Source organism: Streptosporangium carneum (genome assembly GCF_027922005.1).
GTDB lineage: Bacteria > Actinomycetota > Actinomycetes > Streptosporangiales > Streptosporangiaceae > Streptosporangium > Streptosporangium carneum.
The window spans coordinates 212,492-236,902 of record NZ_BSEV01000002.1 but is presented as its reverse complement, the minus strand read 5'-3'; the positions used below and the strand labels follow the sequence as shown (position 1 = coordinate 236,902).

25 protein-coding genes are annotated in these 24,411 nt (G+C 71.4%); 17 read left to right on the top strand and 8 right to left on the bottom strand.

Annotation, left to right across the window (positions count from 1 at the left end; all coding sequences use genetic code 11):
- Nucleotides 1-93: 93 nt before the first annotated feature.
- Together PKF00_RS07120 and PKF00_RS07115 are read right to left on the bottom strand one after the other, a co-directional pair.
- Nucleotides 94-291 (bottom strand): hypothetical protein, encoded by a 198-nt coding sequence (locus PKF00_RS07120; protein WP_271216567.1) that lies wholly within the window; start codon nucleotides 289-291, stop codon nucleotides 94-96.
- 53 nt (nucleotides 292-344) lie between these two features.
- Entirely contained in the window at nucleotides 345-1,175 is an 831-nt protein-coding gene (locus tag PKF00_RS07115; RefSeq protein ID WP_271216566.1) for an MBL fold metallo-hydrolase, read from the bottom strand.
- Nucleotides 1,176-1,710: 535 nt separating this feature from the next.
- Here PKF00_RS07115 and PKF00_RS07110 point away from each other — a divergent pair.
- The 5 genes from PKF00_RS07110 (at nucleotide 1,711) to PKF00_RS07090 (ending at nucleotide 8,776) form a co-directional block, all read left to right on the top strand.
- Complete coding sequence (locus PKF00_RS07110) at nucleotides 1,711-1,962, top strand: DUF3039 domain-containing protein (RefSeq protein WP_271216565.1); 252 nt, start codon at nucleotides 1,711-1,713, stop codon at nucleotides 1,960-1,962.
- Between the two features lie 96 nt (nucleotides 1,963-2,058).
- The gene (locus PKF00_RS07105) at nucleotides 2,059-3,144 is read left to right on the top strand and encodes a zinc metalloprotease (protein WP_271216564.1); all 1,086 of its coding nucleotides are present in this window, start codon (nucleotides 2,059-2,061) and stop codon (nucleotides 3,142-3,144) included.
- Complete coding sequence (locus PKF00_RS07100) at nucleotides 3,122-4,597, top strand: MFS transporter (protein ID WP_271216563.1); 1,476 nt, start codon at nucleotides 3,122-3,124, stop codon at nucleotides 4,595-4,597. The genes PKF00_RS07105 and PKF00_RS07100 overlap by 23 nt, the downstream gene beginning before the upstream one ends.
- Nucleotides 4,598-4,673: 76 nt before the next feature.
- Nucleotides 4,674-6,608 (top strand): hypothetical protein, encoded by a 1,935-nt coding sequence (locus PKF00_RS07095; protein WP_271216562.1) that lies wholly within the window; start codon nucleotides 4,674-4,676, stop codon nucleotides 6,606-6,608.
- 419 nt (nucleotides 6,609-7,027) lie between these two features.
- Entirely contained in the window at nucleotides 7,028-8,776 is a 1,749-nt protein-coding gene (locus tag PKF00_RS07090; protein ID WP_271216561.1) for a DEAD/DEAH box helicase, read from the top strand.
- A gap of 133 nt (nucleotides 8,777-8,909) precedes the next feature.
- On the opposite strand, the gene PKF00_RS07085 is transcribed toward PKF00_RS07090, so the two are convergent.
- From PKF00_RS07085 to PKF00_RS07075, 3 genes are all read right to left on the bottom strand, one after another.
- Complete coding sequence (locus tag PKF00_RS07085) at nucleotides 8,910-9,677, bottom strand: hypothetical protein (RefSeq protein ID WP_271216560.1); 768 nt, start codon at nucleotides 9,675-9,677, stop codon at nucleotides 8,910-8,912.
- Between the two features lie 113 nt (nucleotides 9,678-9,790).
- Nucleotides 9,791-10,360 (bottom strand): isochorismatase family protein, encoded by a 570-nt coding sequence (locus PKF00_RS07080; protein WP_271216559.1) that lies wholly within the window; start codon nucleotides 10,358-10,360, stop codon nucleotides 9,791-9,793.
- A 208-nt stretch (nucleotides 10,361-10,568) separates the two neighbouring features.
- Nucleotides 10,569-11,855 carry a nicotinate phosphoribosyltransferase gene (locus PKF00_RS07075; protein WP_271217028.1) on the bottom strand — a complete coding sequence of 429 codons (1,287 nt, stop codon included), beginning with the start codon at nucleotides 11,853-11,855 and terminating at the stop codon, nucleotides 10,569-10,571.
- A 64-nt stretch (nucleotides 11,856-11,919) separates the two neighbouring features.
- Between PKF00_RS07075 and clpS the strand changes: the two genes are divergently transcribed.
- The 6 genes from clpS to PKF00_RS07045 all read left to right on the top strand — a co-directional run bounded on the left by clpS (nucleotide 11,920) and on the right by PKF00_RS07045 (nucleotide 15,005).
- Nucleotides 11,920-12,189, top strand: a complete 270-nt coding sequence (gene clpS / locus PKF00_RS07070) for an ATP-dependent Clp protease adapter ClpS (RefSeq protein WP_425582240.1) — start codon at nucleotides 11,920-11,922, stop codon at nucleotides 12,187-12,189.
- Between the two features lie 202 nt (nucleotides 12,190-12,391).
- On the top strand, nucleotides 12,392-12,916 hold the full coding sequence (locus PKF00_RS07065) for a DUF2017 domain-containing protein (protein ID WP_271216557.1): 525 nt from the start codon (nucleotides 12,392-12,394) through the stop codon (nucleotides 12,914-12,916).
- Nucleotides 12,917-12,925: 9 nt separating this feature from the next.
- Nucleotides 12,926-13,342 carry a M67 family metallopeptidase gene (locus PKF00_RS07060; RefSeq protein WP_271216556.1) on the top strand — a complete coding sequence of 139 codons (417 nt, stop codon included), beginning with the start codon at nucleotides 12,926-12,928 and terminating at the stop codon, nucleotides 13,340-13,342.
- Between the two features lie 107 nt (nucleotides 13,343-13,449).
- Nucleotides 13,450-13,587, top strand: a complete 138-nt coding sequence (locus PKF00_RS07055) for a hypothetical protein (RefSeq protein ID WP_271216555.1) — start codon at nucleotides 13,450-13,452, stop codon at nucleotides 13,585-13,587.
- Between the two features lie 110 nt (nucleotides 13,588-13,697).
- Nucleotides 13,698-13,976: a MoaD/ThiS family protein gene (locus PKF00_RS07050; protein ID WP_271216554.1), complete on the top strand. Its 279-nt coding sequence runs from the start codon at nucleotides 13,698-13,700 to the stop codon at nucleotides 13,974-13,976.
- Nucleotides 13,977-14,057: 81 nt separating this feature from the next.
- Nucleotides 14,058-15,005: a PLP-dependent cysteine synthase family protein gene (locus PKF00_RS07045; protein ID WP_271216553.1), complete on the top strand. Its 948-nt coding sequence runs from the start codon at nucleotides 14,058-14,060 to the stop codon at nucleotides 15,003-15,005.
- Between the two features lie 268 nt (nucleotides 15,006-15,273).
- Here the strand turns inward: PKF00_RS07045 and PKF00_RS07040 are convergent, their stop codons facing one another.
- The gene (locus tag PKF00_RS07040; RefSeq protein WP_271216552.1) at nucleotides 15,274-15,990 is read right to left on the bottom strand and encodes a DUF4386 domain-containing protein; all 717 of its coding nucleotides are present in this window, start codon (nucleotides 15,988-15,990) and stop codon (nucleotides 15,274-15,276) included.
- Between the two features lie 95 nt (nucleotides 15,991-16,085).
- On the opposite strand from PKF00_RS07040, the gene PKF00_RS07035 reads away from it, so the two are divergent.
- Nucleotides 16,086-16,754 carry a TetR/AcrR family transcriptional regulator gene (locus tag PKF00_RS07035; RefSeq protein WP_271216551.1) on the top strand — a complete coding sequence of 223 codons (669 nt, stop codon included), beginning with the start codon at nucleotides 16,086-16,088 and terminating at the stop codon, nucleotides 16,752-16,754.
- A gap of 28 nt (nucleotides 16,755-16,782) precedes the next feature.
- On the opposite strand, the gene PKF00_RS07030 is transcribed toward PKF00_RS07035, so the two are convergent.
- On the bottom strand, nucleotides 16,783-17,568 hold the full coding sequence (locus PKF00_RS07030) for a hypothetical protein (protein ID WP_271216550.1): 786 nt from the start codon (nucleotides 17,566-17,568) through the stop codon (nucleotides 16,783-16,785).
- A 511-nt stretch (nucleotides 17,569-18,079) separates the two neighbouring features.
- Nucleotides 18,080-19,912 carry a DUF3352 domain-containing protein gene (locus tag PKF00_RS07025; RefSeq protein WP_271216549.1) on the bottom strand — a complete coding sequence of 611 codons (1,833 nt, stop codon included), beginning with the start codon at nucleotides 19,910-19,912 and terminating at the stop codon, nucleotides 18,080-18,082.
- Nucleotides 19,913-20,343: 431 nt separating this feature from the next.
- Between PKF00_RS07025 and PKF00_RS07020 the strand changes: the two genes are divergently transcribed.
- The 5 genes from PKF00_RS07020 (at nucleotide 20,344) to PKF00_RS07000 (ending at nucleotide 24,307) form a co-directional block, all read left to right on the top strand.
- The gene (locus PKF00_RS07020) at nucleotides 20,344-21,135 is read left to right on the top strand and encodes a thioesterase family protein (RefSeq protein WP_271216548.1); all 792 of its coding nucleotides are present in this window, start codon (nucleotides 20,344-20,346) and stop codon (nucleotides 21,133-21,135) included.
- A gap of 77 nt (nucleotides 21,136-21,212) precedes the next feature.
- Nucleotides 21,213-22,094, top strand: coding sequence for a glutamate racemase (murI, locus tag PKF00_RS07015; RefSeq protein WP_271216547.1), 882 nt, complete (start codon nucleotides 21,213-21,215; stop codon nucleotides 22,092-22,094).
- Nucleotides 22,095-22,203: 109 nt separating this feature from the next.
- Complete coding sequence (locus PKF00_RS07010; protein WP_271216546.1) at nucleotides 22,204-22,956, top strand: MBL fold metallo-hydrolase; 753 nt, start codon at nucleotides 22,204-22,206, stop codon at nucleotides 22,954-22,956.
- Nucleotides 22,957-22,961: 5 nt separating this feature from the next.
- The gene (gene rph / locus PKF00_RS07005) at nucleotides 22,962-23,678 is read left to right on the top strand and encodes a ribonuclease PH (protein ID WP_271216545.1); all 717 of its coding nucleotides are present in this window, start codon (nucleotides 22,962-22,964) and stop codon (nucleotides 23,676-23,678) included.
- Entirely contained in the window at nucleotides 23,675-24,307 is a 633-nt protein-coding gene (locus PKF00_RS07000) for an XTP/dITP diphosphatase (RefSeq protein ID WP_271216544.1), read from the top strand. Before rph ends, PKF00_RS07000 begins: the two co-directional genes overlap by 4 nt.
- Nucleotides 24,308-24,411 lie beyond the last annotated feature (104 nt).

Here is a 24,411-nt window from a genome sequence, read left to right as displayed (position 1 = left end):
GTTCTTCCGGTGTTCTTCCGGCGTCCCGGGAGCGCCGACGCCGACACGGCGGAGACCTGAAAGCCCCCGAAGCGGTCGACATGGGACAGCCGACTACGGGCGCGACGCGTCGCCGGAGTCCGGCCGGTCGCCCGCCTCCGTGCTCGATCTCCCCATCGAGGCGGGACCGATGTCACCGCCCATGTCGTGCAGTTCGGGGTCGAAGGTGGTCCCCTTCAGACGTTCCCTCTCCTTCTCCCTTTCCCGCTCCTTGTCCTGCCGCTGCTTCCTCTCACGGTCTTCCTCGTTCATCGAGTCCCCCTTTCGTCCCGGCCAGGCGGCCGGAGCGCGATCGTGCCGCTCGCTCACGGAGTTCCGCCGGCCATCGGCCGTACCGGGAGCGAGCATGTCTCACCGCGGGCGACGTACCGAACCCTGTCCTCCAGGCCCGCTCGCTCGATGTGGCGCCGGAAGTCGTCCAGCGACGAGGTGAAGACGGTGTAGTCGTCGTAGTGCACCGGCAGGACGGTCCGCGGATCGATCAGGCGGGTCCAGCGTGCTCCCTGCTCACCGTCCATGGTCACCTTCAGCACTCCGAGGAGCTTCGTCCCTCCCAGGTGCACGATGGCCACGTCTATGTCGGGGAAGCGGCGGGGAATCCCCGACAGGCGCCGGTCCATCAACGTGTCGCCGCTGATGTGCAGGCGGAGCTCCACGCGTTCGTCGGCCCCCGAGAACTCCAGCATGCTGCCCATGACGGGCGGCAGCAGCATCTGGGCGGGTCCGGGCGCGTGCCGGGCCGGCAGCGCCGTGATCCTCACCGTGTGGTCCCCGCTGTGCAGCTCGTGGTCGTGCCAGGTGTCCAGGCCGACGACCTGGCCGAAGCCCTGGCGTCTGAGACGACGCGCCGCGTGACGGGTCGTGATGATCGGAGTGCTCTTGTCCAGGCCTCTGCGAGCCACTCTGTCCCAGTGGTCGCCGTGCATGTGCGACAGCACCACGGCGTCCAGCGGCGGGAGCTCGTCGACGTCGATCGCCGGGTCGGTGAGCCGTCTGGAGCTGAGGCCGTGGCCGAGGTAGGCCCGCTGGCCGCGGTGCAGGAAGTTGGGGTCGGTCAGCAGGGTGAGACCGTTGTAGCGGATCAGCGTGGTCGCGTTGCCGACGAAGAACACGCTCGCGTTGTGCGGATCGGGCATCGTGCCCTCCTACGTCGCAGGTCCTGTGCGTTGTGGCGCTCCGGACCGGGAGCCGGAAGACGGTCCGTCCCGGGCGGGCCGGGCACGGAGGACGCCGGTCACGGATGCCGTACGGCATCGCGGTCGTCCGGCGCCGGCATGGACCGTCGCCGGTCCGCGGTGAGCCCGCGCGTCGTCCGGCGGGGAGTGAACCGCCGGCCCCTGCCGCCCGTGTCACGTCTTTCGGGCGTCCGGCTCCGAAGTGCCCGAATCCGGAGTCTCCGAAGGGAGAGGTCCTCAGCGGTCGGCGGAGGGCGTCCCGTGCCGGAGAGCCGGGCGAGGGGCTCTGGCGATACGGCGGTGCGCGTGCTCGCACCGAGACTCACCTTCCCCCTCGGTGACGGATCATGCGAGCCGATGAGGGACCGATTCGTCTGCTGTTTCCCGGCGAACCCCCGGCTCCGGGCGTCTTCGCGCAGGGTCTGGACCGCCGGACTCGCGACACTCGCGGGCGTCGGATCCGGACCCGGGGCCGCGCGGGCATAAAATCGACAGGGTGAGCACGAAGATTCTCCCAGAGAGCGACATCCGCCCCGACCTCTCGCACGGTGACGGCGACCATGAGAAGTTCGCCCACTACGTCGAGAAAGACAAGATCATGGAGAGCGCGTTCACCGGCACCCCGGTGCGCGCGATCTGCGGCAAGGTCTGGGTGCCGAACCGGGATCCCCAGAAGTTCCCGGTCTGCCCCGAGTGCAAGGAGATCTACGAAGGGCTGCCCAAGGGCGAAGACAACAACAACGAGTGAGTGTTGTTCATGAGTGATCGCCGCCGATGAGGTTACGGTCGGGATGTCGCCGCGAGGCGACGGTCGGCCAGCGAACATGACATCTCGGGGGAGTGCATGGCTCGGCGTGCGATCGCCGTCGTTTCGGCGTGCCTGTTCACAGCGGGCGCTGTTCACGCGCTCGCCGTCCCGGCCGCCGCCGCGACCGAGACGGCCGAGGCCTCCGCCGTGCCCGAGGCCTCGGAGTCGGCCGGAACACCGGCGAAGGCTTCGGGGCTGATCGAAACCCCGGCGGTGGCTTCGGGGGAGGCCGAGGCGAACGCCGTGCCCGAGGGGTCCGTCGCGGCCGGGGTGTCCGGAGTGGCCGTGTGTCACGCCGGGGCGCGGGTCGTCACGCCGGAACGAGGGGCGGAGCCGTACGCCCCGAGCCCGGCGCAGGCCGCCGAGATGCTCGCCGACCTCAGGCGGCGCCTGTCGAGGGCGCGGCGCGGCTCGCCGACGCCCATCACCGTCCCCACCTGGGTGCACGTCACCACCGACGGCCTGCTGGGGGCGCAGGACAGCGCGGTGCGCGCCCAGATCGCCGCGCTCAACGCCGCCTACGGCGGTCAGTACGGCGGCGCGGACACCGGCGTCAGGTTCCGCCTTGAGGGGATCACCAGGACCGACGACCCCGCCATGTTCCGCAACCCGCTCGGTTTCGAGCGGTCGATGAAGCAGATGCGCAGAGGCGGAGCGGAGACCCTCAACCTCTACGTCGCCCAGCTCGGCGAGCTGGTCCTCGGCTACTCGACCTATCCCTACTGGTACGGCGGCGAGCCGCAGCTCGACGGCGTGGTCGTCGACTGGCGCACGCTGCCCGGCGGCTCGCTGCGGAACTTCGACCGGGGGTTCACCGCCGTCCACGAGATCGGCCACTGGCTCGGCCTGCTGCACACCTTCGAGAACGGCTGCGAGCCGCCGGGCGACGCGGTCGCGGACACCCCGCCCGAGGGAGTGCCGACCGAGGGCTGCCCGACGCGCAAGGACACCTGCAGGGGCGGTGGCTCCGACCCGATCCACAACTTCATGGACTACGCCCAGGACCGCTGCATGTCGGAGTTCACCGCGGGTCAGGCGGTCAGGATGCACGAGATGTGGGCCGCGTACCGGGGAGTCAGGCCGGCACTACCCTTGACAGGTGACAGTACCGAAGACGCTTGACGCTCCATACCAATCCCCTCGGATCTTCGGTCCGACCTACCGCGCCGCCTCTCTCGGCATCCTGCTCGTCGTCACACTGATCGCCTTCGAGGGCATGTCCATCGGCGCGGTGATGCCCGCGGTCTCCAAGGACCTCGACGCGCTCGACCTGTACGGCATGAGCCTCTCCGTCTTTCTCATCACCGGCCTGTTCGCCAACGTCGTCGCCGGGCTCTGGGCCGACCGGCGGGGTCACGCCCTGCCGTTCCTGTTCGGCGTGGGCCTGTTCGTCGTCGGCATGATCCTCGCGGGCGTGGCCGGGACCAAGGAACTGTTCGTCGTGGCGCGCGCCGTACAGGGATTCGGCGGCGGCGGCGTCGTCGTGGCGATCTACGTGATGATCGCGCGCGTCTACGATCCCGCGGCCAGGCCCAAGGTGTTCGCCGTCCTGTCGGCGGCCTGGGTGCTGCCCGCCCTGATCGGGCCCGCCCTCGGCGGGCTCATCGCCGAGACGGTCGGGTGGCGGTGGGTCTTCTTCGGCATCGTGCCGCTGGTGGTCCCGGCCATGCTGATGCTCCTGCCCGCGCTGCGTCTGCGCGAGGCGCCTGCCCCGGAGGATCCGGCTCACGGCGGCACGGACGGCGCGGCGGCTGTGACGGCCGACGGAGAGGCTGACGGAACACCGGGCGGCACCGCGAACGGGACGGCGGGCGGGCCCCGTTCCCGGCCCGTGGCGATGACGCTGGCGGCGGCGGCGACCGCGATCGGCGCGGGGGTCCTCCTGTACGGCGTCGACCGGCTCCACCTCGCCCCGGTGCCCGGCTGGATCGCCACCGCGATCGGGCTGGTCGCCCTGGCCGCGGGCCTGCCCAGGCTGCTGCCTCCCAGGGCGCTCGCGTTCGGCAGGGGCCTGCCGACCACCATCATGATGCGCGGCGTGCTCTCCGCGGCGTTCTTCGGCGTCAACTCGTACATCCCGCTGATGCTCACCGAGGTGCGCGGTTACCTGGTCGTCGAGGCGGGGGTGGCGCTCACCACCGGCGCGCTGGGCTGGTCGACCGGCGCCTACCTGCAGACCCGCCGCGACTTCAACCGTTCCCTGCTGGTACGGCTCGGTGTGGCCTCGGTCACGACCGGCATCCTGCTCACGCTCCTCGCGCTCGTGCCCGGAGTCCCCGGCTGGGTCACCGTGCCCGCGTGGGTGGTCGCCGGGTTCGGCATGGGCATCGGCGTGACCAGTGTCAACATCACCGCGATGCGTCAGTCACCCGACGCCGAGCAGGGCGCGAACTCCGCCGCCCTCCAGGTCGTCGACACGTTGGGCAGCGCGCTCACGATCGGCTTCGGCGGAGTCCTGATCAATGTGATCGGCCACGACGACATCGCCACCGGCTACACCACGATCGTCGCCCTGACGGCGGCGATCGGCGTGCTGGGGGTGGTCGTCGCCGGGCGCATGAGAGAGACCTCCTGACTCATTCGTCCCTTCGGTAACGACGATCACCTATAGCCGGACCGTGCCCGGGCGGGCATGGTAGGACGGTAGGACCGTGACCACCGGGAGGGCAGGCGTCGTGGACGAACGACCTCGCCAGGTGTGGCCGTCGCATGAGCCCGGCCACGACGGCGATCATCGGGCCTGGCCGCCTGAGGAGTCCGTCGAGGACGAGGGGCTCGACGCGCTCCGCGCGCGGGCGGAGAGATCCCCGAGGAGGGGACGCCGCGGGGCCGCGCCGTACGGGGCGCCGCCGTCCCGGGTCAAGGCTCCGCCCTACGCGGCGCCCTCCTACGAGGTTCCCCCTCAGGACGGTCCCCCTCAGGACGGCTCGCCCCAGGCGGGGACGCCGTCGCGTCCCGGGGGGAAGGCCGCGCCGCGTGCCGACGCTCCGCCGTACACGGGCGCCCCGTCCGAAACGGATCCCACCTCCGAGGCGGGCCCCCTGTCAGGAGCGGGCGCGTCCTACGGGGGCGGCACACCCGGTCCCCGTGGAGACGCCGAGGCCGGCGGTGAGACGGAGCCGGACGGCGTGCTGCGGCCCTGGCGACCCGAGGGGCCCGCCCGAGGCGACGTCCCGGAAGAGCCGCGGACGCCCGCCGCGGACGCCCGCCGTGTGGGAGAGCCGCGAACGCCCTTCACGGACGCCCGCCGTGTGGGAGAGCCCCGGACGCCCGGCGGTGACGCCGCCGGATCGCGGGCGCCGGAGGGCTCGGACGACGACGGCGACCGTCTGGTCTGGTCGCCGCGGCAACCGCCGGACGACGACGGCCGCCATGTCTGGCCGCCGGAGAGACGCCCACGCGGGGGCCAGCACCGCGCCTCCCCCTGGGGAACGGCCGAGCGGGAGACCGGCCGAGGGAGACGAGGACCGGGGGAGCTCGCCGACGCCTGGACGGACGGTCCTGCGAAGGACCCCGCCGACGACTCCACGGGCGGCTCCACGGGGACCTCCTCGGACCCCGTGGACGACGGTCGCCCGGACCGGGCGTCCAAGGGGTCCGTGGATGGCGGCGGCCCGAGACGGGTGCCAGAGGGGCTCGTGGACGGCGGCGACCGTCCGGACTCGGTGTCAGAGGGGTCCGTGGAGGGCGGCGACCGTCCGGGGCGGGTGCCGGAGGGCGGAGACCGTTCGGGCTGGGTGTCCGAGGGGCCCGCGGACGACGACCGGCGGGAATGGACGTCCGAGGAGTTCCGCGGGGAGGACCACCGGCGCTGGGCGGTCTGGGGGCGCGTGGGAAGGCGCGGGCGCTCCTCGGCGAAGCCGAGACGCGACGAGGACCAGATATGGCCTGAGGAGTCCGTGTGGGAGGTCCACCGGCCGTGGCCGCTCAACGACGACGCCCCACAGGACGAGCTTCCGCCCTCGGCCCGCTGGTACGGCGCGCCCGCGGCCCCGCCTCCCCGCAAGGCCGCGGGACGCCTGCGGCGCCTGCTGGTGGGGCTGGTCGCGGCGGTGGCAGGCCTCACGATCGGCTACGGGGTCGCCGTCTTCGTCCCCCCGCTCCTGCTGGAACAGGTTCCGCACCGGCAGGCGAGCGCCTCAGGACCCGCCAGGGTCGACGACCCCGTCGCGGGCGTGGGCTATCCGCTGCCCGCGGGCTGGAGGGTCGGCGCGGTGGCTCCGGTCACCGGGTTCACCTCGATGGCGGGCGGCGACGGAAAGGTGACGGTGATGACCGGGCCCGCCGACCCGGTCACCGACGCGCGCAAGAGGGCGGCCGAACTCGCCGACCTGTACGGGCGGCTGCTGCTCCACGGTGACGAGGTCAAGGTCGTGGACGACAGGGCGGTCACCGTGGGAGGACGGACCGGGCACAGCCGCTCCCTGCGCGCGGAGTATCGCGACGTGGTCAACCGCCCCGCCTACCTCAAACTGGTCCTCCTCACGGGGCAGGGGAGGCGGCCGGTCGTCGTGGTCGGCGTGTCCCAGCCGGACGACCCCCGCCTGCGGGCGGCGATCGACACGGTGATAGCCGGGATCCGCTAGACGGCGCCCGCGTGTCCTCACCGGGTTCGTGGCGTTCTCAGGCGCCGGTACGGCGAGTGCCGGCACGGACGTGTTCGGCGTCTTCGAACGGCGCGTGACCCGGTGGACGTTCCCGGCCACGGCGCCGGGCGGCGTCCGTGCGCCGACACGCGGACACCGTGTCACACGGTCGCACCGGCGTGCTCCCGGCCCGCCGCACGGGTGGACCCGCCGGTCTCCCCCTCGCCGACCAAGCGCGGCGACGGGCCCTTCCTGGCCTGTTCGCGGGCGGAGAGAGGACATGGACGACGGTGGGGAGGAGGCTCGGAGGGCGAAGCCGTATCCGGATGTGAAGATCCTTAGCACGCGGAGACGACCTTGACGAGGATCTCGTCCGATCGGCACGTCTTGACGGCGGTGGCGATTACGCTGAGGACACTGTGAGTACTTTCGCCGCCTCCCACCTGTCCCCCTCGTTTCCGGACCGTGCCGCCTGGGGCACCGCGCCGAAGCTGCGCGCGTGGCAGCAGGAGGCGTTTGACCTGTACTCCAGGCGTGAGCCGCGTGACTTCCTCGCGGTCGCGACGCCGGGCGCGGGCAAGACGACCTTCGCGTTGCGCATCGCCAGCGACCTCCTGTCGCGCGGGATCATCCGGGCTGTGACGATCGTCACACCCACCGAGCACCTCAAGCAGCAGTGGGCCGACGCCGCCTCCAGGGTCGGCATCGCCATCGACCCCGAGTTCAAGAACAGCCAGGGCGCGACCTCACGCGACTACGTCGGGGTGGCCGTCACCTACGCCCAGATCTCGATGCACCCCGCGCTGCACCGCGCCAGGACCGAGGCGCGCAAGACGCTGGTCATCTTCGACGAGATCCACCACGCGGGCGACGCGAAGTCCTGGGGCGACGGAGTTCGGGAGGCGTTCGAGCCCGCCGCCCGACGCCTGGCGCTGACCGGCACGCCGTTCCGGTCCGACGTCAACCCGATCCCGTTCGTCACCTACGCCGAGGACGGCGAGGGCGTCCGGCGCAGCGTCTCCGACTACTCCTACGGGTACGGCCCCGCCCTGGCCGACGGCGTCGTCCGGCCGGTGATCTTCCTGGCCTACGCGGGCGAGATGCGTTGGCGGACCCGCGCGGGCGACGAGATCGCCGCGACGCTGGGCACGCCGCTCACCAAGGACCAGCTCGGCCAGGCGTGGAAGGCGGCGCTCGACCCCAAGGGCGACTGGATCAGGCAGGTGCTCCAGGCGGCCGACAGGCGGTTGACCGAGGTGCGCAGGGGCGTGCCGGACGCGGGCGGCCTGGTCATCGCCACCGACCACGAGACGGCCCGCGCCTACGCCAGGCACATCCGCGCGATCACCGGTGAGGGCGCCACGGTCGTGCTCTCCGACGACCCCGAGGCGTCCAAGAAGATCAAGCAGTTCTCCGCGGCCCAGGACCGCTGGCTGGTCGCGGTCCGGATGGTCTCCGAAGGCGTCGACATCCCGCGCCTGGCCGTCGGGGTCTACGCCACGAGCATCTCGACGCCGCTGTTCTTCGCCCAGGCGGTCGGCCGGTTCGTCCGGGCACGCAAGCGGGGGGAGATAGCCTCGGTCTTCCTGCCCTCGGTGCCGACCCTGATGGGACTGGCCGGGGAGATGGAGGCCGAGCGCGACCACGTGCTCGACCGCAAGCTGCCCGAGGAGGGGCTGGACGACTTCCTGCTCGACGACGCCCAGCGCAAGAAGGACAACCCTGACGTCCTCGGTGACGAGCTGCCGTTCGAGACCCTGGAGGCGGTCGCCACCTTCGACCGCGTCCTGTTCGACGGCGGCGAGTTCGGCACCGCCGCGGAGCCGGGCTCTCCCGAGGAGGAGGACTTCCTCGGACTGCCCGGTCTGCTGGAGCCCGACCAGGTGCGGACCCTGCTGAGCAAGCGCCAGTCCGACCAGCTCAAGGCCAAGCGGAACAACCCGGAACCCAAGGAGCCCCAGCTCTCCCCGCACGAGCTCATCGCCAACCTCCGGCGGGAGCTCAACGGTCTGGTCGGGGCCTGGAACCACCGCACCGGCCAGCCGCACGGCGTCATCCACGCTGAGCTCCGCAGGGCGTGCGGGGGGCCCGCCATCGCGCAGGCCACAGCGGAGCAGGTCCAGGAGCGGATCGCCAAGATCCGCCACTGGGCCACCCAGCGGTCCTGACCCGCTGTCCCGCCGACCGGGTAGGGATCGGGGGGACGGGCGGACCGGTGGCGGCCGGGTGTGGATCGGCGGGCGGGCGGTCCGGTGGTGACCGGGTAGGGATCGGCGGGCGGGCGGTCCGGCGGGCGGCTGGTCAGCGGGACGACGAGTTCGGGCCGGTCGGCCTCATGGGAGCGATCGGCCTGCCGGAGCGGCCGTCGACCACCTCGAACGCCCCCGCGGCGGGCGCCGGTGTCAGGCGCACCCGGGTGGACGCGACCCCGCCCGCCACGTTCACCGGAAGCACGCGGGCGTCGGCGGGCCTGTGCCGTACGGGGCCCTCGTGCAGCCAGACCCTGACCCCGCGGTTCGCGCGGCGCACCACGGCCGTCACGGTGCCGCACTCGTCCGGCATGGCCTCCCAGAAGAAGGTCAGGGCGCGGAGCTCGCCGTCGCGTCGCCGCAGCGACACACGCTCGGGGACGGGCAGCCGGGTCGCGCAGGCGGTCGCCCGCCCCCTGGCTCTCCCGGCGGCGGGCGTCACACCTCCGCCGGGCTCCGTTCCGCCCGGTGTCATGCCTCCGCCGGGTTCCGTTCCGCCCGGTGTCGCCGGCGCCGTCACCGGCAGGACCGCCGCCGAGGGCACGGGTGACGCGGCCTGGCCGAAGCCGTTGACGTGGGGTGAGGTCTGGGCGGAGGCGTAGGCGTGGGGTGAGGTCTGGGCGGAGCCGGCGTGGGGCGAGGCCTCGACGGTGCCGACGGTCCAGGGGCCGGCATGGACGGAGCCGCTCACCCAGATCGTGGCCGCCTCGAGGCCGACCAGCGCGAACACGCCGCCGAGCCTGACCGAGCCCCGGCCCCGCAACAGCAGCCACAGGCACAGCGGGGCCAGAACCAGCCACGAGAAACCGAGCGCGAACATGTGCGGTCACCACCATGGGGCACGAGGTCAGAGGGTTACGACTCTCCGTGATACTCCTGCCGCGCGGGGTGGTTACCGTTTTGGAGGTTTCATGACGTGACTCTGGAGCCGGATTACCGGACCACCGGTTCGCCGCTGAGACGGGCTCCGGCGGACGCCAGCTCGGTCAGGGCCGCCTCGGTGGTGGGTCTGGACACCCCCGCCGTCAGGTCCAGCAGCACCCGTACGGCCAGCCCGTTGGCGACCGCGTCCAGCGCGGTGGCGCGCACACAGTGGTCGGTGGCGATGCCGACGACGTCGACCGACTCGACCTGCCGTTGGGAGAGCCAGTCGGCCAGGCTCGTGCCGTCGGGGGCGCTGCCCTCGAAGCCGCTGTACGCGGCGCTGTCGGCTCCCTTGCTGAACACCTCCTCCACCTTGGCGGTCTCGAAGGCGGGATGGAAGTCCGCGCCCGGAGTCCCGGCCACGCAGTGGGCGGGCCATGAGCTCGAGTAGTCGGGGGCGTCGGCGAAGTGGGGGCCGGGATCCACGTGGAAGTCGCGGGTGGCCACGACGTGGTCGTAGTCATGGGAGGCGGCGTGCCGTGAGATGGCGGCGGCGACCTCCGCGCCGCCGGCGACCGGCAGGCTGCCGCCCTCGCAGAAGTCGTTCTGGACATCGACGATGATCAGCGCGGTTGCCATAGAAGTCAGTCAAACACGGCTGAAGCGGTCTCGTGACCCAGAGAAGGCGTCGTCACGAGACCCGTCGGCCACAGCCGAGGCGGCGACCGGCGGGCCTGGTGTCCCGATTTCGAGGTTTCGTGCCGCATACCGCGTGATCACCGAGGGGCTGACCAGGGATTCGGCGCCGGGCATGCCTCACGCGGCGCGGCGGGGACGCGAACCCGGCTCACCGGTCGAACACGGTCGGGATGGCCTCGTAGCCCCGGGCCAGCTGCCGGGCGGTGGAGGGCAGCTCGGCCACCGCCTGCCGGTGCCGTTCGCGGGCGGCGTCCAGCTCCTCCCAGCCGACGATCTCCCCGCCGCGCACCAGTTCGGCCTGGAGGGGGCGGCTGTCGGCCGGGCGGTCGCCGGAGACGGTGACCAGTTCGGCGGAGGCCGTTCCCGAGGCGTCGAGCCTGCGGAAGGCGTGCTTGCGCCCGCCCCGGCTGGGCTTGCCCACCGACTTCTTGGCCACGGGCCGCATGACCCCCTCGGCGTCCTCACGGGCGACGAGCTTGTAGACCAGAGCCGCGGTCGGCGCCCCCGAGCCGGTGACCAGCGAGGTGCCGACGCCGTAGCCGTCGACGGGGGCGGCGGCCAGCGCCGCGATGGTGTACTCGTCCAGGTCGCTGGTGACGATGATCCGTGTCTTGTGGGCGCCCAGCGCGTCGAGCTGCTTCCTGACCGCGTGGGCGACCTCGGCCAGGTCGCCCGAGTCGAGGCGGACCGCGCCGAGGTCGGGTCCGGCCAGCTCGACGCCGGTCCGTACGGCCTCGGCCACGTCGTAGGTGTCGACCAGCAGCGTGGTGCCCGCGCCGAGGGAGTCGATCTGGGCCTGGAAGGCCTCCTCCTCGGAGTCGTGCAGCAGCGTGAACGCGTGGGCCGCGGTCCCGGCGGTCGGCACGCCGTACGCGTGACCGGCCATCAGGTTGGAGGTCGAGGCGAACCCGCACACGTAGGCGGCCCTGGCGGCGGCCACCGCGGCCATCTCGTGGGTGCGCCGCGAGCCCATCTCGATGAGCGGTCTGGACCCGGCGGCGTGGACCATGCGGGAGGCCGCTCCGGCGATCGCGCAGTCGTGGTTGAGGATCGACAGGATCACCGTCTCCAGCAGCACGGCCTCGGCGAAGGTGCCCTCGACGGTCACGATGGGGGAGCCGGGGAAGTAGCACTCGCCCTCGCGGTAGCCGTACAGGTCGCCGGAGAAGCGGTATCCGGACAGGAAGTCCAGGGTGCGGGCGTCCACCACCTGGTTGTCCCGGAGGAAGGCGAGCTCCTCCTCGCCGAACCGGAAGTCGCGCAGCGCCTCCAGCAGGCGCCCGGTGCCCACGACCACCCCGTACCGTCGTCCGTCCGGCAGATGTCTGGCGAACACCTCGAACACCGCGCGACGCGACGCGACTCCGCTGCGCAACGCCGCCTGCAGCATTGTCAGCTCATAGTGATCTGTCAGCAACGCCCTGCTCATGCTCATCGTCACGAGTCGAAGACTAAGCCCGCGGTAGGGCAGACTGGTGTATGTGGGTAGCACCGCTCCAATGGAGGTCGAGCGTCCGTCAATCGACGTGCGGCCCGATCTGCCGTGGTTGACGATCGTCTGGAACGACCCCGTCAACCTGATGTCCTACGTCACATACGTCTTCCAGACCGTCTTCGGCTACTCGAGGGAGAAAGCCGAGAAACTGATGCTGGACGTGGACCGCAAGGGCAAGGCCGTGGTGTCCAGCGGCACTCGCGAGGAGATGGAGCGCGACGTGCAGATCCTGCACTCCTACGGACTGTGGGCCACCCTGCAGCAGGACTCGTGAGTGAGGGCGGCCCGGCGCGTGCCGGTCCGCCGGACGCGGGTCAGGAGATCGGGAGAGCGCGGGGCGCGGCGGGGGCACGCCGCCGTGGACGACGCGGGCGGCCGGACCGGGCGTGGCGCCGGGCGGACGCCGGACACGGGGACGAGGCGCGGAGTGGGTGCGCCGAAGGGCCGGGAAGACGAGCGGGAGTGGTGAGCGAGCGGTGAGTTCGGGGTTCAAGCGGGGTCACGAGGGCAGTGTCATCACCGTCTTCGACGCTGCCGAGGTCTCCATTCTGCGCTCTCTGGTCTCCCAGATCCTGGGCCTGATCGAGCCGGGGGAGACCGGGGACGACCCGCTGGAGCGCGCGTTGGGCATCGGCCCGTCGGAGCAGTCGGCCGACCCCGTGCTGGCCAGGCTCTTCCCCTCGGCCTACGAGGACGTGGACCAGTCGGCGGAGTTCCGCCGCTACACCGAGGCGACGCTGCGCGACGGCAAGCGGGCCGACGCGCAGACCATGCTCGACAGCGCGGAGCCCGGCCGGGTCGAGCTGACCCCCGAGCAGGCGCAGGCGTGGATGCGCGCGCTGAACGACGTGCGGCTGGCGCTCGGCATCCGCCTCGAGGTGACCGAGGAGGTCTACGACGAGCTCGCCGGGATGTCGGAGGACGACCCGCGTTATCCGGCGTACGTCATCTACGACTGGCTGACCTACCTCCAGGACACCCTCGTCCGTGCCCTTTGGTAACTTCCAGGCATGCTCACGATCTCGCGGGAACTGGTTGACAAGATCATCGCGCACGCCCGGGCCGACCACCCGGACGAGGCCTGTGGCGTGATCGCGGGGCCGATCGGCTCCGACTCCCCTGAGCGGTTCGTCGCGATGGAGAACGCCGAGCGGTCGCCCACGTTCTACCGCTTCGACTCGCTGGAGCAACTGCGCGTCTGGCGGGAGATGGACGACCGCGACGAGGAGCCGGTGGTCATCTACCACTCCCACACCGCGACGGAGGCCTACCCCTCGCGCACCGACATCAGCTACGCCTCGGAGCCGAACGCCCACTACGTGCTGGTCTCCACCAGGGAGGAGCTGGGGGAGGAGGCCGAGTTCCGGTCCTACCGCATCCTCGACGGCGTGGTGAGCGAGGAGGAGGTCACGATCGTCTCCGGGTGACCGGTGTGGCGCGCGGGAAGGCCCTTCGGGCGTCCCGCGTCGTGATTCGCGTCCCAGAGGACGATACGACCGTGAGGGAGAAGACCCCTTTGGGTAGACTGGCCACCATGGTGATCGCCGACCCTAGCCAGGAGGACGTCGTGCTCTCACGTCCCGGTGCGTGGGCCCGGCACGCGGGCCTCGCGCCCGTGCAGAACTTCCTGTTCGCGCACACACCTTCCGTCGTCGTCTACGACTGTCGCTGACCGGCAGTTCTGGCAACCCCTTCTGGAATCCCTCCACGCCCGCCGGTGTTCCGATCCGGTGGGCAGCACTCCATGACGACAGCACGACGACACGAGGAGATTGACCCGCGATGGCCATCGAGGTTCGCATTCCCACCATCCTGCGCACCTACACCGACGGTGCCAAGGCAGTCGACGCCAAGGGCGCGACGCTGGAAGAGCTGATCGGCGACCTGGACTCCCGGCATCCCGGGCTGAAGGACCGCCTGGTCGACAAGGGCGCGCTGCGCCGTTTCGTGAACGTCTACCTCAACGACGAGGACGTCCGCTTCCTGGGCGGCCTGGAGACCCCGCTCTCCGACGGCGACACGGTCACCGTCCTGCCGGCCGTGGCGGGCGGCTCCCGCTAGCAGCGCGTGGGCCACCGTCTCCTCAGGCGGTGGCCACGCTGATGTTTCTCGTTTGTTAACACGGAGCGGAAGCCCCACACCATGCGCTTTGACTCACTGATCGACTCGGTCGGCCGCACTCCTCTGGTCGGCCTGCCCCGCCTCTCCCCCTCTGCGGACGTGCGGATCTGGGCCAAGCTCGAAGACCGCAACCCGACGGGCTCGATCAAGGACCGCCCGGCGCTGTGGATGGTCGAGCAGGCCGAGAAGGACGGGCTCCTGCGGCCCGGCTGCACGATCCTCGAACCCACCAGCGGAAACACGGGCATCTCGCTGGCGATGTCCGCCCGGCTCAAGGGCTACAACCTGATCTGCGTGATGCCGGAGAACACCTCCGAGGAGCGCCGTCAGCTGTTGCGCATGTGGGGAGCGGAGATCATCTCCTCCTCGGCGGCCGGCGGCTCGAACGAGGCGGTGCGGGTCGCCAAGGGCCTGGCGGAGAAGAACCCCGACTGGGTGATGCTCTACCAGTACGGCAACCCGGCCAACTGGCGCTCCCACTACGAGTCGACGGGCCCGGAGATCCTGGAGGACCTGCCGTCCGTCACCCACTTCGTCGCGGGCCTGGGCACCACCGGCACCCTCATGGGTGTCGGCCGCTTCCTGCGCGAGCGCGTCCCCGACGTGAGGATCGTGGCCGCCGAGCCGCGTTACGGCGAGCTGGTCTACGGCCTGCGCAACGTCGACGAGGGCTTCATCCCGGAGCTCTACGACCCCGAGGTCCTGACCACCCGCTTCTCCGTCTCCTCGGGAGCCGCGCTGAAGCGCACGAGGGAGCTGCTGGCCACCGAGGGCATCTTCGCCGGGGTGTCGACGGGAGCCGCCCTGCACGCGGCGCTCGGCATGGCGGACAAGGCCGTCAGGGCGGGCGAGCGCGCCGACATCGTGTTCGTGGTGGCGGACGGCGGCTGGAAGTACCTGTCGACCGGAGCCTACGAGGGCACTCTCGACGAGGCCGAAGAGCGCCTCGAAGGCCAGCTCTGGGCCTGACCCCTTTTTCGTTCCTCCTCGGCCCCGTGACGTCTCGTTCCTCTTCGGCCCGGTGACGTCGCGGGGCCTCGTGCCTCTCCGGTCTCGAGGTCTCTCCTGCCGGGGAGCTCCGCCCCGGGGTCTCTCCTGCCCGGCGCTCCGCCCCGCGCCTCACAGGCGCGGAGCGGCCTTCGCCGCGCGCCCCGCCGGCGGGCACCCGCCGCGCCTCACCCGCGTGGGGCGGATCGCCTGGGCGGGGCGTCGGACGCCCGCCTCGTGGCGGGTCTCCTCAGGCGACGCGCGGTGCGGGGGACGCCGTGGCGGCGGGCGGCGGGTCGCCGACCGGTCCGCCGGGGGCTCCGGCGGCGAAGCCCCTCACGATGAGCAGCACTCCCAGGGCGACCTCGAAGAGGCCTCCCGGGGCCGCCAGGAACACGCCGACGCCGTAGCCGAGGACGTCGAGAATCATCCCGGCCAGGAAGACGGCATAGCCGGCCAGTCCCCACACCGCCATGAAGCGGGGCACCAGCCGCGCGCGGAACAGCACGCGGCAGAACAGCACGCCGACGGCTCCGGCCGCGATCATCGCGACCTGGTAGCAGTACCGGTTCCCCTCCTTCGCGATCCGCCCCAGCGTCGACAGGACCGAGGTGTCCCCGGTGGCGTGGACGGCCTCCTGGGCGAGCGGTCCCAGAAGCAGCAGGAAGACGATCCCGACGGCGAGCAGCACCGCCTCGACCGTCCTGCCGGCCAGGTACGCGTAGGCGGAGATCTCGCCGTGCGGTCTCAGCACGGGCAGCGTCAGGACTCCGATGCCGAGGACGACGGCGGAGTTGACCAGCATCAGCAGGGCTCCCACCGACAGTCGCGTCCGGTTGTCCGCCACGGCGGACAGTGTGTCCGTGGCCTGCGGCTCGGATCCGGCCAGGGTGCCGCCCGCGATGTAGGCGACGAACGCCAGCAGGAACAGGGCTCCCACGATTCTTCCGACGGTTCTCGTCGACATGACTTCCTTCCTCACGGGTATCCGGAGGCAATCTTCGTACTTAGTACGAAGAAGGTATCGTACTAAGTACCAACGCGCTATCGCCGGGAGGAAAGGTGTCGAAGCCGGTCAGCGGCGCCCCTCGGGACCGGGTTCCGCTCAGCCGCGAACGGGTGCTGCGCGCCGCCGTCGCGGTCGCCGACGCGGGAGGACTCGGGGCGCTGACGATCCGCTCGCTCGCCCAGGAACTGGGCGTCAAGCCCATGTCGGTCTACCACTACGTCTCCAACAAGGAGGAGATCCTCGACGGCATCGTCGACCTGGTCTTCGATGAGATGGACCTGCCCTCACCCGGCGGCGACTGGCGCTCGGAGATGCGCGGGCGGGCGACCTCGGCCCGCCGGGTGCTGGGCCGTCACCCGTGGGCGATCGGGCTCCTGGAGTCACGGGCCACCCCCGGCCCCGCGACGCTGCGACACCACGACCAGACCATCGGCACCCTGCGCGAGGCGGGCTTCTCGGTGGAGATGACCGCCCACGCCTGCGCCCTGCTCGACAGCTACGTGTACGGATTCGCGCTCCAGGAGGCCTCACTGCCCTTCCAGGGCCCCGACGCCGCTCCCGAGGTCACCGAACCGATCATGCAGGGGTTCTCCCCCGGGGAGTACCCCCACCTCGTCGAGATGGCGACCGAGCACATCCTCCGGCCCGGCTACGACTTCGGCGACGAGTTCGAAGTCGGGCTCGGGGTGATCCTCGACGCCCTCGCGGCGTGGATCCCGTAGCCGTGTCGGGGCCGTCTCACCGTCCGGCCTACTGGACCAGTCCGGGCAGGACGCCGTTGTCCATCCTGGCGTCGAACCTCCGCAACTGCCTGGTCCTGCCGGTGTGGACGTCCACCGCGTACAGCGCCGATGTGAGGTTCGGGCGGGGTGATTCGGGAACGGCGAGCATGGTCACCTCGGTGTCGCTCACCCAGGCGCCCAGACGGGAGGGGCTCAGCTCCTTCGGGAGGCCGTCGATCGGCGTCTTGCGCTCCCGGCCGCCGTCGACGGCGTCGATCGTGACGATCGTCCGATCCTTCTGGACCATCGGCCTGGCGGCGGGGTCGAAGGTCGTGCCGATCCTGGCGAGGGTGCGCCCGTCAGGGCCGAGGGCGCTGAAGCCGTAGGTGAACTCCTTGACGGTGATCGGCCGGCCGCCCGTCACCCGGACCCGGGTGGTCGTGTCGTACGGCTTCGCCAACACGACCGGACGCCCGCCGTCGCCGACGCTCACCGGGAACCATCCGCTGTCCAGCTCCGTCGTCCTGCCCTTCTCCATGTCGACCAGGACGCTGTACGGCTTGTGCCGGCTGTTGCCCCAGTTGGCGTAGATCAGGTGCAGGCCGTCGGGGGACGGGCGCAGGAACCACTCACCGCCGAGATCCCTCTTGGAGATCGTGAGCGGAGCCTTCCAGGTCTGCCCGCTCCACAGGTCGCGCACCTCGAAGGTCCGCTGGCGTGCGGTCAGCCTGCCGAGCGCCTGACGCAGGGCCAGACGGCGTACGGTCGCCTCGTCGTGCGAGCGGCCGCGTTCGGGCAGGGTGACGCTCGGCACCTCGACATGTCTTCGCCTGCGCCACGACAGGTGCTGGTTGACCAGTGCCTTGCGGGCGTACGCCTCGGTGCTGCCGCTCCTGGCGATCCTGGGCCAGCGGGAGGCGACCCTGGTGAGACCGTCTGCAGCAGGTCTTCGGCAAGGTGGGCGTCGCCAGTGAGAAGGTACGCGGTCCGCATCAACGACCGCTGGCGGGCGTGCACGAACTCCTGGAACCCCTCGTAGCGGTCCATGCCCTGAATAACTCCGCCGAGGGGCCCGGGGTTGGAAGCGGGCGTCGGAAAGTTCGGCGAGCCCGCCTCCGGTGGTCCTCGTCACCACGGCGGGGGACCGGCGACGTTCTTCGCCGTGGACGCGGCCGGGCAGGCGGGGGCGTCAGGCGTTTTCACGGGGTGTGGGGTTCACGGGCGGGGACGTGCCCCGCGGGGCCGGGGACGGCGAAGGGCGGGCGCCCCGGAGCGCCCGCCCTTCGTGGTCCGGTGGAACTCTCGCCCGGTCGGGCGAGGGGGGGCTAGTTGAACAGCAGCCGCAGGGAGAAGCTGGCGTCGGGGCCCGACTGGGTGCCGCTGATGCCGACGGCCCTCAGGACCTGGGCGTTGGCCTTGTCCTCGCCCTGGAGGTTCTGCAGGTAGAACTTCTCCAGCTTGTCGAGGTCGACGTAGGCGGCGAAGGTCGCGTTGTCGGCGTCGGGGATCGCGAGCTTGAAGCTCTCGTCGTCGCCGAGGCCCCCGTCCTTGGCGAGTTCGGCGGCGTACTCCTGGGAGCTGGCCAGGACGAAGGTGCCGTCACCGGGGACCTTGGCGAGCTGCGGGGCGGCGGTGCCGGAGGCGGCGAGGAACTTCTCGATCTTGCCGACGACCTCCTGGGCCTTGGCCGGGTCGGTGGTGATGCGGGCGCCGAACTTCGGCTGGTCGCCGTCCAGGCCGTTGGAGTCCAGGGCCAGGGTCAGGTTCTTGCCGAGCAGCGTCGTCAGGTCGTCGGGGAGCTTCAGGCCGTACGTCTGCTCGGCCTGGGTGGCGAACTGCTGGACGCCGGCGCCGCTCTGGTCGGCCGACTTCAGGATCTGGGCCCACTGCTTGCCGATGATGTCGCCGAGACCGGAGAACGAGACGGCGGCGGCGGTCGAGGCGGGGAGAGCGCCGATCTTGGACGCTTCCGGCTGGCCCATGTCCAGGTTCTGCGCGCCGCGGGTGACGCCGGCCAGCTCGACGTAGTCGCCGTCGAAGCGGAGCGCGCCCGCGACCCTGACGTTCTTGATCTGGGCGAGCGCCTCGGAGTTCTGGGCGGCCAGCTCGGGGGCGAAACTGGCGACCCTGCCCGCGTCGACCCAGAAGGAGAGCACGCCGGTCTCGCCGAGGGCGTTCAGGTCGTCGGAGAAGTTGGTGTTCTGGGACAGCGGCGCGGCCTTGACGGCCTGGTCGGCCTGGTCCTGGTTGGCGGTGAGGAGGGCGTAGTCGTCGCGGAACGCGATGCCGTACTTGTCGCCGTCCATCAGCTTGTCGATCCCGGCCTTCGCCTTGGTCTCGTCGGTGACCTGGACGGCCAGCACGAAACCGGGCTCGCCGCCGGTCTTGGCCGGGGAGAGCACGGCCAGGCCGACGCGCTGGCCGAGCCACGGCTCGATGTCGGCGGCGTAGTCCACCTTGTCGAGGCCCGCGCCGTCCTTCTTGAGCAGGTCGAAGAGCGCCTTGCGCGGGTCGTCGCCGGTGAAGGAGCTCTTGGTGACGGTGAACTTCTGGGCGATGCTGAACAGCGCGAGCTTCTGGTTCGCGGCCGGGTCGAGGTCCAGGCGCACGTAGCCGAGCGCGTCACCGGGCAGCACGTCGTGCGGCTGGGTGCCGCCGCCGCTCAGCAGGTTGACCGCGAACGCGCCGCCGCCGCCCACCAGGGCGACGACCAGTGCGGCGATCACCGCGAACAGCCAGCCCTTGCGGCCCTTCTTCGCGGGCGGGGCCGTCGGCTGTCCCGTGCCGAGGAAGTCGGAGCCCTGCTGCCAGCTGGGCTGCTGGCCGTAGTTCTGCTGCGGGTAGCCGGGCTGCTGGTGGCCCGCCTGGTATCCGGCCTGCTGGCCGTACGCCTGCTGCCCGTAGTTCTGCTGCTGGCCGTAACCCTGCTGCTGGTAGCCGGGCTGGACCTGCTGGCCGTAGTTCTGCTGCTGGTAGCCGTCCTGCTGGTAGCCCCCCGCGCCCTGCTGCGGGTAGCCCGGCTGGCCCTGCTGCTGGTAAGCGCCCTGCTGGGGATAGCCCTGGGGGTACGGCTGGTCGTTGTGCTGCCGGTAGGCGATCGTCCGGTCAGGCTCTTGACCCGGCGTGGGCGGCTGGTCGGGGGGATTGTTGGCAGGCATGCTCACTCACAATGTGGATTTATCGGGTACCCGAAAAGTTAGTGCACATCGGTAGCAACCTGCTTGCATTAAACTAACCAGGCGATTGTTCCGTCTAATGCGACCGTCTGCCGGAGACGAGAGCCGAGCCCGTTCCGGCGTCCTGGGCGGCCTCTTCGCTGTGATCCCGCCGCGTCCCGAAGGTCTCCCGCGGCTCCTCGCCGCCCGGCCGACCGTCCGGCCAGCCCGTGTCCCCGGTCGAGAGTCCCACGCCGGCCGACGAGGTCGCAGGCCTCCGTCGTCTCCGACCTGCGCGAAACCTCGGAGAACGCCCGCGGGCCCTGCGGCGGAAGCGTGTCCCGCCGGGTGGCGGCGCTCGCGCGAAGCCGGGGAGGCGGGGGATGCTCCGGGCGGATAAGCTGACCTCTCCAGAATAAGATTCGGGAGTGTGGATGACGAAGTTCGATGAGGCGACGCGGGCCGTCCGGGTCGACGAGAACACCTACGACGTGCTCCTGGACCCCGGATACTCCATCGGCGGTCCGCTCAACGGCGGTTACCTGATGGCCGTGCTCCTGCGCGCCGTGGTGGACGCCTCACCGCACGAGCACCCCGTGACCACCAGCGCGCAGTTCCTGCGCGTCGCCGCGCCCGGTCCGGCACAGGTGAGACTGGAACAGCTCAAGGAGGGCCGGACCGCGGCGATGACCCGGGCGACCCTGATCCAGGGCGGCGTCTCGTTCATCGAGACCCTCGTCACCACGGCGACCCTGAACGACGTCGCCCCCGACTGGAGCGACGGCCCCTCCGCGGCCATGCCGCCCATCGAGCAGTGCCTCAGGCTGCCCGCCCCCGATCCCGAGTCGGGCATGACGCTCAACGCGCAGATGGAGCTCGCGTTCGACCCGCCGACCATCGGCTGGCTCGACGGCAACCCCTCCGGACGTCCCGAGACCCGTGCCCACTTCCGGCTCGCCGAGCCGCAGGACCCCGACCCCTACGTGCTGGCGATGGCCGTGGACGTCCTTCCGCCCGTGGTCTTCTCCGCGGGCGCGCGCGGCTGGGCCCCCACCGTCGACCTCACCTGGCACCTGCGCGCCCTGCCCGCCCCCGGCTGGCTCACCCTGCTCGGCAGCGGCCGGATGATCGGCGACGGCTGGTTCGACGAGGACGTCGAGGTCTGGGACTCCGCGGGCCGCCTGGTCGCCCAGTCGCGCCAACTCGCCAGGGTGGGACGCGGCTGATCCTTTCGTCATGATTGATCGTGTTGTGAGGATTCTTACCGTGAGCCGTCGTCCCAGGTCGCCTAACCTTGGGAACCGTGTCGCAAGCAAGCATTGGAATCTTTGACAGCGGTGTCGGCGGCCTCACGGTGGCCAGGGCGATCATCGATCAGCTGCCGAACGAGTCGATCTTCTACGTGGCCGACACGGCGCGGCAGCCGTACGGCCCCAAGACCATCGCGCAGCTGCGCGCCTACGCGCTGGAGGTGATGGACCACCTCGTCGAGCACGACGTCAAGATGCTCGTGATCGCGTGCAACAGCGCCAGCTCCGCGGTGCTGCGGGACGCCCGCGAGCGCTACGACGTGCCGGTCGTCGAGGTCATCCAGCCGGCGACGCGCCGGGCCGTGCAGGCCACCCGCAACGGCAGGGTCGGCGTGATCGGGACCAAGGCCACGATCGACTCGATGGCCTACCACGACGCCTTCACCGCCGCCCCCGACGTCCGGCTGACCGGGGTGGCCGCGCCCCGCCTCGTGGAGTTCGTCGAGCGGGGGGAGACGACGAGCGAGGAGGTCATCGAGGCCATCCGCGGATACCTGGAGCCGGTGTTGCGCGACGGATGCGACACGCTGATCCTGGGGTGCACCCACTACCCCCTGCTCACCGGGCCGATCTCCTACGTCGCGGGAGACGGCGTCACGCTGGTCTCCAGCGCCGACGAGACGGCCAAGGACGTCTACCGCGTCCTACACGACCGGGGCATGGCCGCGGTCGGCGGCACCCCCCGGCACAGGTTCGCCGCCACCGGCGACGCACGCCTCTTCGCGGAGCTGGGCCAGCGCTTCCTCGGCCCGGAGATCCAGGCGGTCGAGCTCGCGGCGGTCGGCGGGGCCCTCGCCGACGGCGCGGTCGAGGTGGTCCTCGGCGACGGCCACGCCCCGCTGGGACGTCCCCGGCCCTCCGCCCGGGTGCCGTGACGAGGAAGCCCGTCGGGGGACCCCGGGCGACCCCGAACGACCCCGGACGACCTCGGGTGACGCGTCGCGACGCAGAGAACACACCGTGACAAGCAAGTAGGAGGCCGCCGTGAAACTGACGATCATCGGGTGCTCTGGGAGCTTCCCCGGCCCTGACAGCCCCTCCTCCTGCTACCTGCTGGAGGCCGAGGGGTTCCGCATGCTGCTGGACTTCGGCAACGGCGCGCTGGGCGCGCTCCAGCGGCACATCGGTCTCTACGACGTGGACGCGATCTGCCTGTCCCACCTGCACGCCGACCACTGCCTCGACATATGCGCCTACCACGTGGTGCGCACCTACTCCCCGGACGGCCCGCTTCCCCGCGTGCCGGTCCACGCCCCCGCCGACGCGCCCCGCCGCCTGGCCGCCGCCTACGGCATGGCCGACGAACCGGGGCTGGAGACGGCCTTCGACTTCGCGCCGCTCACGCCCGGCGTGTTCGAGGTCGGCCCGTTCGAGGTGACGGCCGCCCTGATGAACCACCCGGTCGAGACCTACGGCTTCCGGGTCTCCCACGGCGGGCGCTCGGTGGCCTACTCCGCCGACACCGGGGAGTCCGCGGAGCTGGTCAAGCTCGCCTCGGGGGCGGACGTGCTCCTGTGCGAGGCCTCCTTCCTCGAGAAGCCCGGCCTGCCCGCGGACCTGCACCTGACAGGACGCCAGGCCGCCGAGCACGCGGCCAGGGCGGACGTCGGCACCCTGGTGCTGACCCACCTCGTGCCGTGGTACGACCCCCGGCAGGTCCTCGAGGAGGCCTCTCGGGGCGGTTTCACCGGCAGGACCGAACTCGCACGGAGCGGGGCCCTGTATGACCTAGGGTGAGTTTCATGGCTCGCGCAGATGGACGTTCTCCCGATCAGCTCCGCCCCGTCACCATCACCCGTGGCTGGCTCGCCCACGCGGAGGGGTCGGTGCTCGTCGAGTTCGGCGGCACCAGGGTGTTGTGTGCCGCCTCGGTCCAGGACAGCGTGCCGCGCTGGCGCAGGGGCAGCGGCCAGGGCTGGGTCACCGCCGAGTACGCCATGCTGCCCCGGGCCACGAACACCCGCAACGACCGCGAGTCGGTGCGCGGCAGGATCGGCGGGCGGACGCACGAGATCTCCCGCCTGATCGGCCGCTCCCTGCGGGCCTGCGTCGACTACAAGGTCCTCGGCGAGAACTCGATCGTCATCGACTGCGACGTGCTCCAGGCCGACGGCGGCACCCGCACCGCCGCGATCACCGGCGCCTACGTGGCGCTGGCCGACGCGGTGCGGTGGATGCGCGAGCGGAAGATGTGCAACGGCGACCCGCTGGTCGACTCCGTCGCCGCCGTCTCGGTCGGCGTCGTCGGCTCCACGCCCCTGCTCGACCTGTGCTACACCGAGGACGTCGCGGCCGAGACGGACATGAACGTCGTGATGACCGGGTCGGGCGAGTTCGTCGAGGTCCAGGGCACCGCGGAGGGCAAGCCGTTCAACCGGGGCGCCCTGGACGAACTCCTCGACCTCGGCGTCGCCGGATGCGCGGAGCTGACCCGCCTGCAGCGGGAGGCGCTGGCGTGAGCGCGGAGCGAGCCCGCCCCGAGGGCGTGACGAGCAGGCTGGTCCTGGCCACCAGGAACACCGGGAAGATCGCCGAGCTCCGTCAGATCCTGGCCGACGCCTCCGTGCCGGTCGAGATCGTCGGCCTCGAGGAGTTCCCCGAGATCGGCGACGTCGCGGAGACCGGCCTGACCTTCGCCGAGAACGCCCTGCTGAAGGCCCACGCCGTCGCCAGGCAGTCGGGCCTGCCCGCGATCGCCGACGACTCCGGCCTGTGCGTCGACGCCCTGAACGGCATGCCCGGCATCTTCTCCGCCCGCTGGGCCGGAAAGCACGGCGACGACAGGGCGAACCTGGAGCTGCTGCTCGCCCAGGTCTCCGACGTGCCGGGCGAGCACCGCGGCGCCCACTTCGCGTGCGCCGCCGCGCTGGCGCTGCCGTCCGGCGAGGAACGGGTGGCCGACGGGGCGCTGCACGGCGTCGTCATCGACGCGCCTCGCGGCGCCAACGGCTTCGGCTACGATCCGATCTTCGTGCCGGAGGGGGAGAGCAGGACGACGGCCGAGCTCTCCGCCGAGGAGAAGAACGCCATCAGCCACCGGGGCCGCGCCTTCCGCGCCCTGGCCCCGATCATCGCCGAACTCGTCTAGGGCCTGTTTCCCGTTCCCGGATCCCCGTCACGGCTTCCTGGATCCGGTTGTCGCCACGGCGAGGAGAGGCTGGACCCGTACGCGGACGGGGCCGATCGCCTCCG